Here is a 17589-nt window from a genome sequence, read left to right as displayed (position 1 = left end):
CGCAGAGAACATTTCGAGCACTCTGCTACCGCTTTGCTACCCAACGTCGTCGGTTCGCTTCTTTATGGCGGCTCGCATAGCGTCGTCAACCGCCGCCGCCGCTCCGCCCTGCATATTCGGCATCAGATGTGAATAGATGTCGAGCGTGATGGCAATGCTGGAGTGTCCTAGCCGCTCCTGAACGATCTTTGGGTGGACGTTTGCCGCCAGCATGTGGCTCGCATGGGTGTGACGCATCTTGTGCAGCGTCATGCCCCACTCCTTCAGGAAGTCAGACATGACGTGTGTAAGGCTCCGCGGCTGGAGGGGGGCGCCATCCGCCTGGGTGACGACGTGCCAGCCATCATCCGCCCGCACGCCGAGTTTGAGCAATTCCTCGGCTTGCTGGAGCCGCCAGCGCCGCAGCTCCTCGACGGCGAGTGAGGGGAGGGCGACAGTACGGGAGCGGCCAGACTTGGCTTCCTTCTCGCGGATGCTGCCGGCGTCGGTCTGCTCAGTGCTGGCGATGACGGCCAGCTGTCCGTTGTCCAGGTCTATCGAACGCCAGCGGAGGGCGGTAATCTCGCCCCGGCGCAGGCCGCAGAGGGTTGCTAGCACCAACGGAATGAACAGGCGACGTTCCCGGGCGGCATCGAAAACGGTTGCCGTGGTCGGCGCGTCGATTGTCCGGACTGGTTTCCGTTCGATCTTGGGGCGGTCCTTCTTCTCGAGCAGCGCGGCGGGATTGCGAGCGATCAGCTTCCACCGTTCGGCCTGACCGAGCGCGGAATAGAGAACACGGTGGATGTGGTGGACGGTGCGGGGAGAGAGACCACCATTTCCATCCCGGCGTCCGGTCTCCAGGGCCTTGCCGTATGCCTCGCTGATGTCGATTGGCTGGAGCTTCGACAGGATCTTGCCGCCGATTAGCGGGACAATGTTCTTCGTCGCAATCTGCTCATACCGTTCATGGGTGCGCGGCGAGACGTTCGGCTTGATGTGCTTCAGCCAGCGATCAAAGAACTGAGCCAGCGTCGTCTTGGATGGCTCGACATAAGAGCCGCCGTTGTGTTCGGTTATCAGCTTGCCGCAGGCTGTTTGCGCATCGCGCTTCCCCTTGGCGTCCGGTAGCGAGACCCACTTGCGCTTGCGCTTGCCGGTTCCGTCGCGGGTTTCGATGACTGCATACCAGCGGCCCTTGCCGCGCTCGCGGACGTGACCCTTCACTTCTTTCCCTCCTTTTTGGAAAACAGCTTTTCACCGAGTGTCGGGAGCTCATAGAAGCTATTTGGCATATGCACGTTTGGAGCCAGTCTCCCGGTCGGTGCGTCCATCATCATGCGATCGCGCAATCCCAGCGCGGCTGCGCTGCCCACCCCCGCCGGAGTCGCATATCCCGGAACAAGTTGCTCCATCTCGCGCAGGTGAGGTGGCACAATTACCGAGGTCGTGGGATTGAGTAGCGCGAGGCTGATGTCCAGCGCGCGCTTAAGCGCTTCGAACGTGAACTGATCCTCCAGCCACTGCTTGCCGGTAACGCCCTCGACTTGATTAGCCAAATGCATTGCTAATCGGGCGAAGTCGCGCACGTGAGGTGCCCCCCAAGCATTTTTCTCATTCAGGGAATCTTCTAGGCGGTTCTGGATCTCCCTCGACAGAGAGTGGCCCGATTTCTCCGCTTCGCGCTCGAGTCGGTCCCTGGTTGCGTCGTCCAGCCGCGTCGAAAAGTAAGCGTTCTTTGTCACCGCTTGAGGCTTTCGCCCGGCGTTTTTGCGAGCGCCGCCCCTGTTTTCCATTTTGATTTTTGCCATAACATTCTCCGCCATTTGGCGTATCAAATCATGGCATCTGGGATAAATCAAGTTAAATTGGGTTCGCCGACACAGAGGGATTTCAGGGCGCAGCAGTCGGCGGCTTGCCGCTCTCACATGGGAAAGCAAATGACGCAGCAATATGAGGCTCTTTTGACTCGGCCGACTCTGACGCCGACTGAGACCGCCAACTTCTTGGGCCTGGGCAAAAACGCGACGTACGACGCCATCAAGCGTGGTGAGATCCCCTCGATCCGGATCGGCAAATCTATCCGGGTGCCCACGGCAAGCCTCAAGGCGCTGGTCGGGATCAAGTCCTAACGATGGTCGCAAAGCAAAACCCCGCAACGCTGGCGGCGTGCGGGGCTCCGGTAGATGATCTGGCGGCTAGCAAGATTGACCCGGTAGATAGCAAGCATATGCGCTTCGTTCAAGCGCAGCATCTCATGCGCAAGTGCGCCATCGCAGCCTCGCTGGCCGAGGCCCTCGCTCCGTTCGTGTACGGAGGCGCGCGATGATGCGACTAGAGAAACTTAAGCCGGTCGACGAGTTGGATGCTTCTGAGGCAGTGAAGGAGTTCAACAGCTTCAAATCGCGCCTGAAACGACAGCCAGCCGAGACCGCAGCTGAGATGCTGTGTGAGTATGCCGCTCGCTTCGTTGAGATGCAGAGTTTCGGTTACATCTACAGCGATCGGCAGTGGCTCGAAGGGTACATCTACGCCACCGCGGAAGAATTTAACCTGACTGAGAAAGTCGGTCGGCCACGCTGGGACCGAATGCTCCACGCGGCCTTAACCGGGCAGGTCTGCGACGTTATCACTGCGAGCCCATATCGTTGGAAGTCACCCGCGGATATTCCTCGGCGTGATTGGTTGTATGGCAATCTTCTGCTCCGAAAATTCGTCTCAGCGTCCGTTTCGCCCGGTGCTGTTGGCAAATCTTCGCTGACCGCGGCGGAAACGCTTGCCCAGGTCTCGGGCAGAGATCTTTTGGGCGTAACCCCGCCCCGTCCTTTGCGGGTTTGGCTTTGGAATCTCGAAGACCCCCAAGAAGAAACGGAGCGCAAAATCCAGGCCGCAGCGCTCCATTATGGCCTATCGCCTGACGATATCGGCGACCGGCTGTTTGTGGATAGCGGACGAGATCAGCGTCTCGTGATAGCGACTGCTGAGCGCAATGGCACCACAATCGTGCAGCCCGTGGTCGACGCTATCGTCTCGCAGATTCAAGAACGGCACATCGATATCGTCGTAATCGATCCTTTTGTCTCATGTCATGCCGTTCCCGAGAACGACAACACGGCCCAGGACATGATCATCAAGGAGTGGGGCAGAGTTGCCGATCGCGGCAATTGCGCTGTTCACCTCGTGGATCATACTCGGAAGCAGGGCGAAAACGAAGAAGTGACCGTTGAGAGTGCGCGCGGAGCCAAGTCAAAGACGGACGGCTGCCGCTCCGTTCGCGTTCTCAACAGAATGACGAAAGCTGAGGGCGAAAAAGCTGGAGTGGATAACCACCGCCTCTACTTCAGCACCTATGACGACAAGCCGAACCTTCACAAACCGGCCGACAAGAAGGATTGGTTCAAGCTCGTCAGTGTGCCGCTCGGAAACGGACACTTAGGCGGTCCTGGCGACGAGGTTGGTGTGGTGACGTGCTGGGAGTGGCCGGATTTGCTTGCCGGCGTCACTGGCGCGGATTTCGATCAGGCCGCGCGCGCCATCAAGGTCGGCACCTGGCGCGCCGATGTTCAGTCCCCTCTGTGGGTTGGGAATGCCATCGCGAACGCGCTGGGGCTCAATCTTAAGCTTCCGGCCGACAAGGCGAAGGTGAGGGCTCTGCTTAAGAGTTGGCGCGATAGTGGCGCGCTGGTCGAGATCGAGGAGCTCGATGAGAAACGGAAGCCTCGAAAGTTCACTGTCGTCCGCGAAGATGAAGAGGTGGCCGCATGATTTGCTCCACCTCACTTTTCTACTCGCGCTCCGCTCCACTCCACCCTCCGCCCCTAATAAAGGGGCGGTGGTGGAGCAGGATTGGAGCCCACGTGCGTCACCTTTGCTCCACGTTGGGCGGAGCAGGTGGAGCAGTAGAGTTGGACGCCGGCCGGCTCCACTGCCGTTCGATGGTGTGGGTGCGCAAAGCCGGTCGGCGATCCTCGCTGCGCTTGCAGAAGCGCACGCGGCCTTTTTCTCGCGCCGTGCGCGCGGGTTTGCTCAATACGCTAGCCTGCAAGGTTCAATCTATTTTGTACCATTCAGTACAAATATGCGGTTCGGTAGCAAACCGGTAGCAATCGGTGTTTGCGGACTCGCTAAGCAACTGATTTGACTCGTAAATGATAGGCCGCAGCACCGGTTCTGTAATTCGGTAACGCGTGAAGCGCAGAGAGAATTTCTCAGTTCGTCACGCTCCGTCCCATCGCTTCCCAACGTCAAGTTGCGGCGCGCAGTGAATGAGTCCACATGCAAAAAAGCCCGCAGATACACGCGCGATGCGCACAGGAAACATGACCGAACTAGAGCCGAAGACCAAGCTGATGACCCTCGCGGACTTGGACGGCCGCACGCGCGCGGCGCAAGCCGTGAAGCAGACTATCGGCGCCATCGTCTCAGACCTCGGCGGCGAGCAGAACATCTCCACGGCTGAGCACCAGCTGATTGAGCGCGCCGCTGTCACTGGCGCGATGTGCGAGAGCCTGGCCGCGCGCTGGCTGCTCGGTGAGCCCGCAGATCCCGCGCTGTTCGCCACGCTCTCAAACGCCGAGAGGCGCCTCCTGGAGACCGTGGGGCTTCGTCGGCGCGCGCGCGATGCCACGCCCAGCCTGCGCGAATACCTCACCAGCAAGGCCGCCAAGCCCGCTGAGAGTCCTTCCAATCAGGAGCCCGCCACCTGATGTCCTACCACACCACCACAAGCTCAGCGGTCCTCAGCCCCGGCGTTGCCCAGCAAGTGGTCGGGCCGAATAGCAATCGGTATGAGCTGACGCTGCAAGTTACCGGCGCCAACCCCGTGACGTTCGGGTTTGGCTCGGCGCCCTCCGCTCCTGGCAAGGGGTTGACGCTTGCTGGCGCCTCGGCCGCGGGCGGGCAGGGCGGTGCCAGGGTTTGGGCGCAGAATGCGCGCCAGCAGCCTGAAGATTACTATGCAATCAAGAACAAGGGCGACGCTGTACCGCGTCAATCGATCTGGGCGCTTAGCGCTGCGGGCTCGACGGTCGTCGTGATTGAAAGCCTTCCGTGAACATCATCGACGCCATCGACGATCCCAACCTCTATGGACCATGGTTTCCAGGCGCGAGCTGGAATCCGTGGAAGGTCGTGTTGAAGGCCATCTTCGCCATCCCGATGACGGATGCGGAGAAAGTCTTCTTCCGCACTATTGCCGAGCGCGATCCGCCGGCTGAGCCGGTCAGGGAAGTTTGGCTTATCGCGGGCCGGAGGGCCGGGAAAGATTCCATCGCCTCCGTGCTTGTGGCGCATCTCGCCGCGATGTTCGACGGTGCTTCCAAGTTGCGCCCTGGCGAGCGTCCGGTGGTGCTGTGCCTCGCGACGGACCGCGACCAGGCCAAGATCATATTCGGTTACACCCAATCTTACTTCCAGGACATTCCGCTGCTCGCTGGTCTCGTGCAGCGTGAGACGGCCAGCGGCCTGGAGCTCAACAACCGAGTTGATGTGACGATCGCGACCAACAGCTTTCGCAGCCTTCGCGGCCGGCCGGTGCTGGCGGCGGTGCTGGACGAGTGCGCGTTCTACCGCGACGACAGCTCCGCTTCACCTGATGTTGAAACCTACGACGCCATCAAGCCCGGCACGGCTACGTTGCCGAATTCAATCATCATTGGCATATCCTCGCCCTATCGAAAATCCGGGCTGCTATACAACAAGTACCAGGAGCACTTCGGCAAAGACAGCAAGGTGCTGGTGGTGAAGGCGCCTTCGTTGGTGCTCAATCCGACGCTCGATCCCCAGATCATCCAGGATGCGCTCCGCGATGATGTTGCTGTTGCAAGTGCCGAATGGCTCGGTGAGTTCCGTAACGACATCTCCGCATACATTCCAATCGAGGCCGTGCGGGCGTGCGTCGCGAATGGCGTCATGGAGCGCAAGCCCGAGCGTAACAAGCATTACGTTGCCTTCACGGACGTAGCGGGCGGCTCGGGCAAAGACTCGATGACCCTCGCGATAGCCCACAAGGAAGGCGCTGAGGAGACCGACACTGTGGTCCTCGACGCCATCAGAGAGGTTCGGCCGCCGTTTTCACCGGAGGCCATCGTTCAAGAGTTTTGTGACTTACTGCGGTCCTATCGGGTCAGTCGCGCGGTCGGGGACCGCTTCGGGGGGGACTGGCCGCGCGAGAGTTTTCGAAGGTTCGGGGTTCATTACGAGACGGCCGATCGCTCACGGTCCGACCTCTACGTGGCTCTGTTGCCTTTGATCAACTCACGCGCGGCCGATCTCCTCGACAATGACCGTCTGATCACACAGTTGGCGCTGCTTGAGCGGCGCGCTACCCGCGGCGGCAAAGATGCGATCGATCACGCTCCCGGCGCGCACGATGACGTTGCTAACGCGGTTGCTGGGGCCTGCGTCCTCGCGACCACCGCGAAGCGAAGGAAGCCCGGCCCCATAACTCACCAAGGATCGGGCCGCTATAACCCCCACCAAGGAGCCTACAATTGAGCGACACAAACGCGACAGTTAGCACAGCAGCAGAAGCGTGGGCTGCTGGCGATCACTTGGGCGCCCAGGCCCTTTATCAGCCCATCCAAGACGACGCCACGGCAGCGCCGGCTAGCGACGTGCAGCCTTGGCTGCAGAACCATCAGGCGATCCAGCAGATTCGAGAGACCCAGCAGACTAGGACCGCGACCGACCAGGCTGCGGCTGAAACGGCGATGATCTCGAGCGCGGCCAGCAAACTGAACGAGCTCGGGCCGGAGGGTGCTTCCCTCGTGCAGGAATGGGGCGGGCACACCTCGCCCGATTTCAAAGAGAATCTGGCGTACGCGAAAACCGCGTTTGCGGACATCGCGAAGAACCGGCCGGACCTAATTGCGAAGGTTGATGCGAGCGGGCTCGGCAATGATCCGGCCGTTCTGAAAATCCTGTCCGAGCTCGGCCGGCAGCGAGCTAACACGTATGGAGACAACACCGTGATCAGCAGACGTTCGCAGTTCGATGAACCGCGTCAAGCGCTTCCCAGCGGCGGCAGCGCGGCACAGCGAGAGCTGAACAAGATCTTCGAGGAGACGCCCCCGGGTAGTCCTGGGTACGCAAAGCGCTCCGTGCAGGACCGCATCTGGCAGTTACAGGAAATAATCCACGGCAACGAGGCCGTGGGCTTCGGCAATCCGGGAGTACACAAGATATGAGCGACATTCACGACGCGCCGCCGCGCATGGACCCGCACAGCCTCGCGCTGGCGGTCACCACCAAGCCGTTCAACGTCTTCTTCTACAAGACGCCGGATACCCTCGATGAGGTGCTGGCGCGCGGCTATTTCGATGAGGCCGTGGAGCACCTGATCCGCAAGCACGACCGGATTGAGGTGGTTGCGGATGCGGGTGGTGATGCCGATTTTGCAACGCTCGTGGTTGGCAGCGTCCTGGTCAAGGGCGGAAGAAAGTCGGTTGAAGTCTCGAAGCTGGAGCGGCGCTGATGGGGCACCGCGTCAGAATTCCAGGGGAAGGCGGCAAGATCGAAGCGAGGGCGGCCAGATTGAGTGCTGCTGTTGCTGCAGAGGTAGAGCGGCTAGCGGAAGAGAAAAAGCCCAAGGCGAATACGCCGGATCGAACGACCTTCACGCATATTCCGGACTACAGGGAAGCCGGCCTCGCTGATAGGGGCTAACCCGGACCTGAACCACGCCAACTTCGGGGTTGAGTAGTTGCCGTTCCCCGGCATCACTAGGGGGCTTCGTTCTGATTGGTACCAACGAAGAGATAAACAAGATCGCCGAATTCCGGCACCGTGGGCTTATCAAGTTCAATGTGGAGCGGGGTTGTAGCTTCGATAGCTGTTTTAAGAAGCGCGGCTTTCTTCGCTCCGGGGCCTGCAATGATGCCAAGGTGCGCGCCGCCGCCATCGGAAAACGTGGCTCCTTCCCATCCGGCTTTCTGAAAGGCTTGATGGAAAGTTTGGGCCAACTCTTTTCCGAGCTGGTTGGCGTACATAATTTGCACGCGGTGTTTTTCTAACTTTGCGAGCGCCCCGGCGAGATCATCTATCTGCCGCCCCGTCAAAGGTTTCCAGGGATAGCCAATCGTGATGGAGATGATTTTGTTCAAACCCTTGAGCTCGCCCTCCAGGCGGTCAACCTTTGTTTTTGCCTCATCGGGCGTCGACACAGCCAGCTTGTTCTTGAAGTCATCACGTTGTTTTTCTGCGAGCTCTGCTTGTCCTTTGGCGCTTGCGATTTGGTTAGAAAAATGAATTGAAGCATATGCCCACACAAACCCGCCGACCACGATAACGGTCGCGATGAAGGGCAGCGGATTAGCCGCTATAAGTGCCCAGTTCTTTTCAAGGAATTCCATCTTACCTAAATCTACTTCTTGGCTAACCGGCAGCAGCGGCCGTTGCAGCTTTCGCACGAGCAAGGTGTGCGCGAAGCATTGAGGGGGCTCTAGTCGTACCTAATCTGGGATTCGAGAATTTGGATCGGCTGTGAGCGGCCAGCCGTAAAGATTGCTGCCCCTGTTTCGGTTCTTGTTATCCTATGAACCACCCCGGCGCCGTAGGGGTCGCGGTCCATGTCTCCGCGAATGGGATGACCGGGTTCAGCTATACACAGCTGTTGTCCGTCCTCGTGTACCCAGGTAAGGCGCGATAGGGTTTGGATCATATTGCTAGGTCCAGCCATCCGACCGAGGCTTAAGCGGTCTCCGGAATTGCTTTGCCTCTTCGGAATCCAACTGCAATCGGATCTTACAGTCTGGGCATATGACATGGGCGGCGTCCGCTCGCTGCAATATCCTCTTCTTCCGATCTTCATAACAATTTGCACAAATGTAGTGAGGTGGAATGGTGCCACCAATATCGGGCTTGCGCACATAGGCCAACGTATCACGATGGATGGTGGTAAGCTGATAGTTCTCCTTCTCATCGTCCCATTGTTCAAACGCCGCTATCTGTTTCTCCAACTCGCTTATTCGCTCAAGGAGCGCTGTCTGTGCCTCGCGGGCCGACAGGATTTTCTCTTGGAGGTCCATAACCGCAGAATTACGCACCGTGGCGTCATGGATGTCCTTGAGCGCCCTGGTCATGTCGAGTGCGGTCTTCAACGCACTCAATCCAGAAAGAGTCTCTGCGATGACCATTACTGCTGGCCTCCTCGCCGAGCAGCCCTTCGTGCCTCCGCCTCTGTCAGTCGCCCCGGCAGCGTGAACAACGCCTCCAAGAGTTCAACGGTGAAATCCTGAATGTCTAAGGCGTCGTCCTCGCCGAGCGGCGCGTTGTGGACCGCATCATTGGCGTCCTCGCGAATGCAGTCCGCCAAAGCTTCTAGGTTTGCCGGAAGCAGATTGTTCGCGAAAAGCCAGGCGAGACGCGGCTTCAAATTGAAGCGGGTCCGGTTGTCCGCTGGAGGTCCTCCGGGGGCGGAGTGCATTTTGTCTTTTGAGATCTGGTCAAGGATCTTCCGAAACATGGCGCTGGCGGCGTTCCATGCTCCTATCGAGATACACTCGGCGCCTTCGTCGAAGATGAGCTTCAATTCTGGCGGAGTGTGCTCGGGTGCAGAGGCGGCATTTGGTTTAGGTCGCACGACGTGTCGCACAGTCACAGCGTCATCGATACTGTAATCTGCAGCCCACTGCTGCGAGGGATCGTGTTGATTTGCTCGTTGGCCGACCTCCCATATCGATGCCTTTGCGCAGGCACGACATTGGACAGCATATTCGTAGATTGCCACTCCGTCTTCCCGGTACCCCGTGCAGGTTCTTACATCGTGCGTCATGCGCTGAGCGCCACACCGGGCGCAATCGAGCTCTAGCATTGCCATTGGAATCCCCCCGCACATTCAACCGCAACCGGAGGGCGAGAGCAAGCCGCATTACCGGTGGATCGAAGTTGAATAGCCTTTGACCTCTCTGCGACTCGGGCGGCTCTTTCGCAGCCGTTGGCGTATCGGACGGCTTTTCCGATTTTTGGATGTCTCCGACGTGTACAGGGTAGGTCCAATCAAGCAGGTGAAAAATGATGGACTTTGTTCGGTACTATGCCGGTCGTGCTCGCTTCCGGTTCGCGATGATCGCAGCGGCCTGGGCGGCCCGTGAAATTGAGCGGACAATGCGGCCGTGAAACTTTAAGGCCCGCCGGTTAACGCTGGCGGGCTTCTTCTTTTAGAGGAGCGGCGCCCTTGATAGCCGCCGCCCACGCAGTCCGGCCATTTCATTTGCCGTCCCGACCGCGGTCCAGCGCCGGCCTTCGCGTGCGGAGGCGGGCTGGCACTAGGGAAATAACCGTTCCACCGCTGGAACCACTCCCACCGCAATATTGTTTTCCTAAAAACATTGGAGGAACATCATGATTTCCAAATATCTTGCAATAGCCTTCCTGGCCACCGCGTCGATGACCAGCGCGGCGGCGGCTCAAACAGCTACAAACCAAGCGGCCTCGGCAACCAGTGCTACCACGCACAAGGAGGGTGAATGGCGCGCGTCCAAGCTCGCCGGCATCGATGTGTACAATGAAGCAAACGAGAAGATCGGCGACATCCACGACGTGATTTTGGATAGGTCAGGCAGGGTGGCCAATGTCATTCTGGGTGTGGGCGGCGTTCTCGGCCTGGGCGAGCATTACGTGGCGGTCGCCTTCGATAAGCTGAAGTGGGTTGACCAGCCGGTGACCTCGACAACTGCGTCAACAACGTCCCCACCGGCGAATGCGCCTGCAACCACTTCCGCTCCAGACAGCACCACGCGAACGACCACCGGTGCCGCAACTACCACCACTACAACCACCACAACCAGCGCCAGTACGCGTTGGTATCCCGATCACGCGGTGTATAGCGCCACCAAGGACGAATTGAAGGCCATGCCGGAGTTTAAGTACTAACTTTGGTGCGGGAATGCGCCTGATACGGCTACTGATCGCTCGTTACTGAGACAAAGGGCCCGCCGGTTCACGCTGGCGGGCCTCGGAGGTGAGCAATATTGACCATCACGGGGAACAAAGATGTGCCACCCTCCGCCTTATCACCGCGCGGCCCCTGGCTTTCATCGGTGATGAGAACGCCACTAGCGCTCCCGCCTCCTCTAGATAGGAGCAGCGCCATGCGTCGCCATTTCACGCAAACCCAATCGCTTGAAGAACGTCTTGCCGAAGAGGCGAAGCGCCTGCATGAACAAGCCGAATTGCTTCCGCATGGCAATCTGCGCGAAGCCGTCGAAAGGAAAGCACGGCAGGTTGAAACCGGCTCGCACATCAGCGAGTGGCTGAGATCACCCGGATTACAGCCGCCGGTATGACACCAACCGCACTTGATGAGCTTATCGAGATACAGGCGGACCTTGCTGAGCTTCGCAAGCTTGCACGTGTGTTCCCTCCCGAAACGGAGAAGGTCTTGCAACTGTTCGCGGACCTAATGGAGAGGCGCGCCCGCGAGATCGACAAAATGATTTGAGGCCGCCTCAGTTGGCGGTGTCTTTCATTGCTTCAGCTTGCGCCGCCCCGGCCCTTGGTCATGTCGTGTTTCGGTACCCCATGATTGCAAGCTGCGGGTTACCTAGGTCGAAGTCGGGCCGAACCTCGGCGCCGCGACCACCGCAACCACGACAGACGAACCGCGGCTCGAGATCGGAGAGTCTTACGCTGTTAGGCCAAAGGTCGGCGTCCAGAGCGACGTGATGGCCACAATGGCAATAGACCAAGACGCCGCGCACGCCCATCTCGCGCATCTCTCCGAAGGTGATCTTGAGCGGTCGCCCGTCAGCGTGCGTAGGCGTGTGGCGTCGAACAGGGCGAGGCATGTAGCCATCAAAGCGGCATCGGCGGGCCCTCGCAAATTATCAATCCCTTGGGCCCCGGACCGCGCGCGAGCTACCGCGCGTCGTGGGTGTGGGTTGTCCGCCGGTTCACGCTGGCGGGCCCAGATGCTAAGTCTGATTCCCAAGCGACCGGTGCCCGCCGGTCTACAATCTTTAGCTACCTCCCGCCGCCCCCTCAAAGGTCGGCGGGTTTTTCGTTGGCCCTGCGAAATTTACGGATGGGCGCCGGCTCAGGCTCGCGGGCTTTTACCTGCGTTGAGGGTCGCAATGAACACCACCACCAACAGAATCCAACCGACGATATCGATAGCCGCCATGCCCCACCCCCATTTGAGAGTTGGGCCAAGCCCGGGTTGCTACCGGATTTGCTACCCAACTTGTTGGGACGACGCGGGATTGGCGGGAACGAAAGGGTGCGGCGGCTGGGGAATCTCCCAGTATTTCAGCACCAAACGGGACCGGCAGTCACAAGCCGGTATCACGATTCCAGAATTTCAAGACCGGTGCCTTAAACCACTCGGCCACCCTTCCGGACAGAGAATGGTTGTCGCTTAACGCAGTCGACCGCGCAAGGCAACGCGAAGTTGGCGCTTGCGGGGGAAAACCAAGTCCGATGGGGAAACGGGCCGGGAAGGGCGAAGCTCGGCTTCGTCGAGCAGTCGTTCGGCGCGGATTCGCTCCAGGTGTGGCTCGGCTTCATCCCACGACGACTGGAATGCACGCTACGCTCAATCACGCAGCGTTTGATGACCGGACACGTCCGATGGCCGGCGCTGAGCTTGAGCAACGCACTCGTGCTCGCATCCGCCTCATCCACACGACGCATGGCCAGATCTGTCGTTTCGATAGAGGTTGTATGAAATAGATCACGCAACCCCGAAAAATATTCGCGCTTGCTTCGACGTTGAAGGTGCGTGTCTACGTGACATCACCCAAAAGTTGTGATTAGTCTCCGGCCGCCTTCTTCGTCTTGCTGTCCGGGGGCTGGAATGGACACCGAAGCATTGACCGTTGCTTATGCGCGCGTGAAGGCGATCCTGGATGAAGCTGCCGGCGATAGCACCGCTGATTATGGTGGTGCTGGGCGGTTTTGGGACAAGGGCGCACAGGCGCTGGAGACGGCCGAGATCTTCGGCATCAAGATGGTTGCTCCAGTGCCGGAGGGCCACGCCTGCTGCATCCCGCCGCATGCGCGCAGCGACGCATCCGGATTGATCAAGGGATTGCGCGGTGACGCACCGTTCGATGGCGGCCGGTTCCCGGCGCTGCCATGGGGCGGCAAGCGCGTCGCGCCCGCTGACGTCGACCGCATTGCCGACTGGATCGATGCCGGCTGCCCGGATGATGCGACCAGCGTCGCAGTTGAGCTTGCGCCTGGCAAGCCGGCGAAGACGGCGACGGTGAAGGTGAGCGAGATCGCCGAATTTGCGGTGGCTGCCGACGGCTATTCGCCGGCCGCGGATGCCGGCGAGCCCCGGCGGCGCATGAACATCGACTGCATGAGCGAGCCGCAGCTCGAACGCCTGCGCCGCGGCTTCCGCCGGCTTTACGATCTCGACCACTGGCCGGAAGACCGGCGCAACTACAACAACCAGGCGCTGATCCACCAGAATCATTGCCAGCACGGCTGGGAGCGCTTCCTGCCCTGGCACCGCGCCTATCTCTACGAGTTCGAGCAGAACCTTCAGGACTTCGAGCCCGGGCTGATGCTCCCGTACTGGGACTTCACGATGCCGGAGTACCGGCCGGAGGAGCCGGACAAGGGCCGCATCATTCCGAATTCGATGAAGGCCTATCTCACCGAGGAAGCGGCCGAGACGCTGTTGGCGGCGCTCGACCCGGCGCCGACGGCGGCGCAGAAGAAGGCGATCCTGGCGCTCGCGCATGACCGCGTCACCTTCACCTCACAGCACGGCTTCTTCTGCTACGTCATCAGCAAGATCGGCTATGCGGCCGTCACGCCGGATCCTGAGAATGCCAACCGCCAGCGCTTCATCGACGCGCTGCTTCAGTCGAACTCGCTCTGGTATCCGCTGCGCTATCCGGCCGAATATCCCAAGGGACAGACTATCAACCAGGCGATCAACTATCATTACCCGTCGGCCGACGACATCGCCCAGATCCTGAGCCTCAACAATTTCCGCGACTTCGGCGGCGGCAGCATCTACGACGCCGCGTTCGGGTTCCTCGACCAGAATCCGCACAACACCATGCACATCTGGACCGGTGGGCAGAATCCGGATGCAGGGCAGGCGACCTATGTCTGCAAAGATGCCCCGACCGCGGCGGCTGCGTCGCAATCCGACGCCGAGACCACACGTCTGCGCGCGCTCGCCAAGCGGCGCAACGATGCCGTACAGGTCGGCGGGCGCCGTTTCCACGCCCGCCCGGATCTTTATTCGCAGCCGCGCTCCGGCGACATGTTCAGCAACCTGACGGCCTCCTACGACCCGGTGTTCTGGCCGATCCACGTCAATATCGATCGGATCTGGTGGGAGTGGCAGAAGCTCAATCCGAATGCGCTGCCGGCCGATCTCGATTCCGTGCTGTCGCCGTGGAACTACACCATCCGCGACACGCTCGACATCGCGCCGTTCGGCTACGAATACGTTCGCAGCTCGCATTTCATGCCGGTCGGGCTCGAGGCGCCGGTCAGCCGCTTCGTGTCGCAGCCGATCAACGTGCCGCAGGCCGCGCGCAGCTTCAAACGCGCGGAGATCCGCCTGCATCAGGTGCCGCAATTGATGCGCTCCTGCTTCGTGCGCGCCTTCCTGAACGAACCCGGGGCCGACGCTTCGACGCCGATCAAGGGCAATCCGCACTACGCCGGCTACATCTCGATCTTCGGACATGGGGCCTGCTACGGCGGTCCCGGCCATTGCGATATCCCGCCGCCGCAGCCGCGGCGCTTCGACCAGCGCGGGCGTAGCCACAACACGCCACGCGTCCATCGCATCGACGTCACGGCCGCCGCCAGGCAGGCGCTCAAGAAGAAGGGCCCGCTTCAGATCACACTGGTCGTGATCGGCGGCGACTACCAGGAGGAGAGGGAGCTTCTGAAGCTGGAAGGCGTGTCGATCAGTTTCCTGGATTGAGAAAGCGGCGGGGAAGTCATGGCGACGTATCGAATCCATCCGGGCATCGGCATCGCGCGCCTGGGCAACAGCGACAGCGAATTCTACCTCGCGCCGGAGACGCCCGCGGCGATGCCGATCGCCTGCGACAGTTTCGGCAATCCCGTGCACGGCCCCGACGGGGTCACACCTGTTCCGGTCAAGACCTTCAAGGATGCGCAGGGCCGCGTGAAGCGCCAGGCCGCGCGCTTCCAGATCTTCGTCTATGACGATGAGTCCCCGGAAGGCAGGCCGCTGGCGCTCGGCGATGCCGTGGAGGGCGGCGGCAATCATGGTGTGCTCGTCGACATCCAGTGGCGCGTCTATGTCGCCAACAAGAAAGCCTCCTGGTACCCGTTCACCGAGCTCAAGGGCGAGCATGGCTACGCCCCCGGCAGTGCGCGCCGCAACGCCGACATCACTGGCCAGGACCGCGACCTGCTCATCATCGATCCCGGCCCGCGCAGCGTGAATGCGACCACCAACCGGCGCGCGCATTTCGATCGCTCGGGCGGCCCCGGCGGCTATGCCACCACGTTCCCGCCCAGGGGCCTCCAGCCGTTCGACATCGACACGCTGGGCGAGATGATGACCGACAACAAGGGCCGCCTGGTCGTGCTCGGCGGTCACGGCAATTCGGGCATGGACGTCAACGGCAGCTTCGGTCCGAAGATCGAGGACTATGCCAACACCGACGGCTGGTACGACGACATCTCCGACGGCCCGGTGATGGCGCGGCTGATCATGTATTCGAAACAGGTCGGCCAGACCCGCTACATCGACGTCGAGTTTCCGGCCTGGGTCGTGGTCGGCTATCCGCGCTTCGTCCCTGAGATCCTCGACATGATCACGATGGACGAGGTGCTGTACGATCTCTATGTGCGCCAGTTCGCCACCGATACCGGCATCTATGGGACGCTCGGCACCTATGACGATCCGCAGCAGATCCCGTTCCGCGACGAGGCGGCGCTGCGCCACTGGCAGGCCGGCCGGCTTGCCTGGAATCGCAACTACCGGCCGTGGTTCTATCGCGACATCTGGCCGATCCTGTTCCGGCCGGATGAATTCAGATATCTGAACGATATCCTTCAGCAATCGAACTACCCGCACGATCAGGCGCAGCGCGGCACGTTCGATCCCGACAAATTATCGAAGACTCCGAAACGCGCGACGCGGCCGACGGCGACGGCAACACCGTCGGATGCACCGTTGCGCGATGCCAGTCAGGGCGAAGCGGTCATGGCGGTGGCGGCGGTCGCAGATCCGACCCACTATTCCAAGGCCGACGATCCCTACGGACCGATGCGCCGCTTCCTGTTCGATCTGTTGCGCCGTGCGGGCGAGGCCAATTCCTTCCAGGTGCAGGACCGTGCATCGTCGCGCGTCCATTCGCTGCCGCTGATGCCATTGCTGTGCGGCGACAATCCGCTGACCAACGAGACGCCGTCGAAGTTCCTTCATCTCACCCAGTACCAGCTCTTCATCCTCGGCCAGTGGGCGCGCGGCTGGTTCATCAACGAGAAGGAGGAGGGCTGGCTGCCCGACGGCTATTCACCCTTCGCGCCTTATCCGAAGACACCGCCGAAGACCGGCCGCGAGCTCGACCGCGGCGTGCTCAGCAACGTGCTCGGCGGCGCCTTTTGTCCGGGCGCCGAGCTCGGCTGGGTGATGCGCAACCCTTCGATCTACTGGGCGCCGTATCGCATCAACGCCGATCGCAGCATCTCGGATTTCCTGCAGAGCGCCGCCCAGGCCAATCAGGACCACGGCACCGTGATTGCCGACCCGACCTTCAACGTCAACTCGCCACTCAGCCAGGACAACGACTTCGAGACCGGTCTTCAGCCGGGGGACCTCACCAAATATATGGGGCTGCCCTGGCAGTCCGATTTCAACGAGTGCACCACGCAGCCGATCAACATCACCTACGCCGACTGGAACAATCTGTGGCCCGACAGCGACAATGACGATCGCTTGCGGCGCGACGAGAAGACCTGGACCACGCTGTGGTGGCCGGCGCATCGGCCGTTGCAGTCGTTCGAGATCGCCTCGGTCTCGAACGGAAAGCCCAATTACGTCTGGACGACGTGGAGCCGCGGCGTCCCGCAGACGCCGGTCGGCGACCTCAAGATGGTCACCGAGTGGTCGCTGCTCGGCTTCATCGTGCGCAATCCCTACGAGCCGGCTGTCAAGCCCGCCGACAGTTATCAAGGGCCCAAATACATCAGCGTCGAGCGAACAACCGGGTCGCGGCCCGATCCCAAAAGCGAGGCATCATGAGCGACAATCCATTCGTCGGACATTGGACCTATCGCAGCCTGCTCAATGATCCCGACGTCAACACGGCCTTCAACAATCTCGAATTCGGCCGCGGCACGATCGATATCGCGGACGGGCCGATGCAGCTGCTGACCGGAACGATCGGCGGCCCAGGCTGGTCGCTCGCGCTGAAGGGATCGCGCGCCTACGGATCGCCGATGCAGGTACGTTTCCAGGGCACCGGCGTCGTCGGCGGCGAGGAATGGATCTACGATTATTGGGGCTCGCTGGTGCCGGCCTGGCCCAATGGCGTCGACCAGCGTCCGGCCATCGTCGGCTCGGTGATCCGGACCATCCCGCACAGCGGCGGCTCGCCCGGCACGGTGGCGCCGGCCGGTGTGGTGGCGTCGTTCTACGCAGTCCGGGCCGACTGA

The 17589-nt window shown here is 60.9% G+C and carries 17 protein-coding genes; 12 read left to right on the top strand and 5 right to left on the bottom strand.

Translation table 11 applies throughout. From position 1 onward, the window contains the following. Positions 1 to 36: 36 nt before the first annotated feature. Together AB7245_RS22950 and AB7245_RS22945 are read right to left on the bottom strand one after the other, a co-directional pair. Complete coding sequence (locus AB7245_RS22950; protein ID WP_439035010.1) at positions 37 to 1206, bottom strand: site-specific integrase; 1170 nt, start codon at positions 1204 to 1206, stop codon at positions 37 to 39. Next, positions 1203 to 1790 carry a TraY domain-containing protein gene (locus tag AB7245_RS22945; RefSeq protein WP_439035009.1) on the bottom strand — a complete coding sequence of 196 codons (588 nt, stop codon included), beginning with the start codon at positions 1788 to 1790 and terminating at the stop codon, positions 1203 to 1205. Before AB7245_RS22945 ends, AB7245_RS22950 begins: the two co-directional genes overlap by 4 nt. A gap of 129 nt (positions 1791 to 1919) precedes the next feature. Between AB7245_RS22945 and AB7245_RS22940 the strand changes: the two genes are divergently transcribed. From AB7245_RS22940 to AB7245_RS22910, 7 genes are all read left to right on the top strand, one after another. After that, entirely contained in the window at positions 1920 to 2111 is a 192-nt protein-coding gene (locus tag AB7245_RS22940; RefSeq protein WP_049806455.1) for a helix-turn-helix domain-containing protein, read from the top strand. A gap of 193 nt (positions 2112 to 2304) precedes the next feature. Further along, on the top strand, positions 2305 to 3744 hold the full coding sequence (locus tag AB7245_RS22935) for an AAA family ATPase (protein WP_439035008.1): 1440 nt from the start codon (positions 2305 to 2307) through the stop codon (positions 3742 to 3744). Positions 3745 to 4283: 539 nt separating this feature from the next. Next, positions 4284 to 4685, top strand: coding sequence for a hypothetical protein (locus AB7245_RS22930; RefSeq protein ID WP_354133825.1), 402 nt, complete (start codon positions 4284 to 4286; stop codon positions 4683 to 4685). Beyond that, positions 4685 to 5032, top strand: coding sequence for a hypothetical protein (locus AB7245_RS22925; protein WP_439035007.1), 348 nt, complete (start codon positions 4685 to 4687; stop codon positions 5030 to 5032). Before AB7245_RS22930 ends, AB7245_RS22925 begins: the two co-directional genes overlap by 1 nt. After that, on the top strand, positions 5029 to 6474 hold the full coding sequence (locus AB7245_RS22920; protein WP_439035006.1) for a hypothetical protein: 1446 nt from the start codon (positions 5029 to 5031) through the stop codon (positions 6472 to 6474). Before AB7245_RS22925 ends, AB7245_RS22920 begins: the two co-directional genes overlap by 4 nt. Continuing rightward, entirely contained in the window at positions 6471 to 7166 is a 696-nt protein-coding gene (locus AB7245_RS22915; RefSeq protein ID WP_354133822.1) for a hypothetical protein, read from the top strand. The genes AB7245_RS22920 and AB7245_RS22915 overlap by 4 nt, the downstream gene beginning before the upstream one ends. Beyond that, positions 7163 to 7453 (top strand): hypothetical protein, encoded by a 291-nt coding sequence (locus AB7245_RS22910; RefSeq protein ID WP_354133821.1) that lies wholly within the window; start codon positions 7163 to 7165, stop codon positions 7451 to 7453. The genes AB7245_RS22915 and AB7245_RS22910 overlap by 4 nt, the downstream gene beginning before the upstream one ends. A gap of 247 nt (positions 7454 to 7700) precedes the next feature. Here the strand turns inward: AB7245_RS22910 and AB7245_RS22905 are convergent, their stop codons facing one another. The 3 genes from AB7245_RS22905 to AB7245_RS22895 form a co-directional block, all read right to left on the bottom strand. Then, positions 7701 to 8393, bottom strand: a complete 693-nt coding sequence (locus AB7245_RS22905) for a hypothetical protein (protein WP_439035005.1) — start codon at positions 8391 to 8393, stop codon at positions 7701 to 7703. Positions 8394 to 8642: 249 nt separating this feature from the next. Further along, entirely contained in the window at positions 8643 to 9113 is a 471-nt protein-coding gene (locus AB7245_RS22900; RefSeq protein ID WP_354133819.1) for a hypothetical protein, read from the bottom strand. Beyond that, positions 9113 to 9706 carry a DUF4145 domain-containing protein gene (locus AB7245_RS22895; protein WP_354133818.1) on the bottom strand — a complete coding sequence of 198 codons (594 nt, stop codon included), beginning with the start codon at positions 9704 to 9706 and terminating at the stop codon, positions 9113 to 9115. The genes AB7245_RS22900 and AB7245_RS22895 overlap by 1 nt, the downstream gene beginning before the upstream one ends. A 614-nt stretch (positions 9707 to 10320) precedes the next feature. Here AB7245_RS22895 and AB7245_RS22890 point away from each other — a divergent pair. From AB7245_RS22890 to AB7245_RS22870, 5 genes are all read left to right on the top strand, one after another. Next, on the top strand, positions 10321 to 10851 hold the full coding sequence (locus AB7245_RS22890) for a PRC-barrel domain-containing protein (protein ID WP_354133817.1): 531 nt from the start codon (positions 10321 to 10323) through the stop codon (positions 10849 to 10851). A gap of 218 nt (positions 10852 to 11069) precedes the next feature. Continuing rightward, complete coding sequence (locus tag AB7245_RS22885; protein ID WP_354133816.1) at positions 11070 to 11264, top strand: hypothetical protein; 195 nt, start codon at positions 11070 to 11072, stop codon at positions 11262 to 11264. Between the two features lie 1508 nt (positions 11265 to 12772). Then, entirely contained in the window at positions 12773 to 14878 is a 2106-nt protein-coding gene (locus tag AB7245_RS22880; RefSeq protein WP_085401512.1) for a tyrosinase family protein, read from the top strand. A gap of 18 nt (positions 14879 to 14896) precedes the next feature. Beyond that, the gene (locus AB7245_RS22875) at positions 14897 to 17176 is read left to right on the top strand and encodes a LodA/GoxA family CTQ-dependent oxidase (protein WP_439035004.1); all 2280 of its coding nucleotides are present in this window, start codon (positions 14897 to 14899) and stop codon (positions 17174 to 17176) included. After that, the gene (locus AB7245_RS22870; protein ID WP_063983279.1) at positions 17173 to 17589 is read left to right on the top strand and encodes a hypothetical protein; all 417 of its coding nucleotides are present in this window, start codon (positions 17173 to 17175) and stop codon (positions 17587 to 17589) included. Before AB7245_RS22875 ends, AB7245_RS22870 begins: the two co-directional genes overlap by 4 nt.

Source organism: Bradyrhizobium sp. 604_D8_N2_3 (genome assembly GCF_051810765.1).
Classification (GTDB): domain Bacteria; phylum Pseudomonadota; class Alphaproteobacteria; order Rhizobiales; family Xanthobacteraceae; genus Bradyrhizobium; species Bradyrhizobium barranii.
The sequence above is the reverse complement of the archived record's forward strand: the minus strand, read 5'-3'. Positions and strand labels throughout refer to the sequence as shown.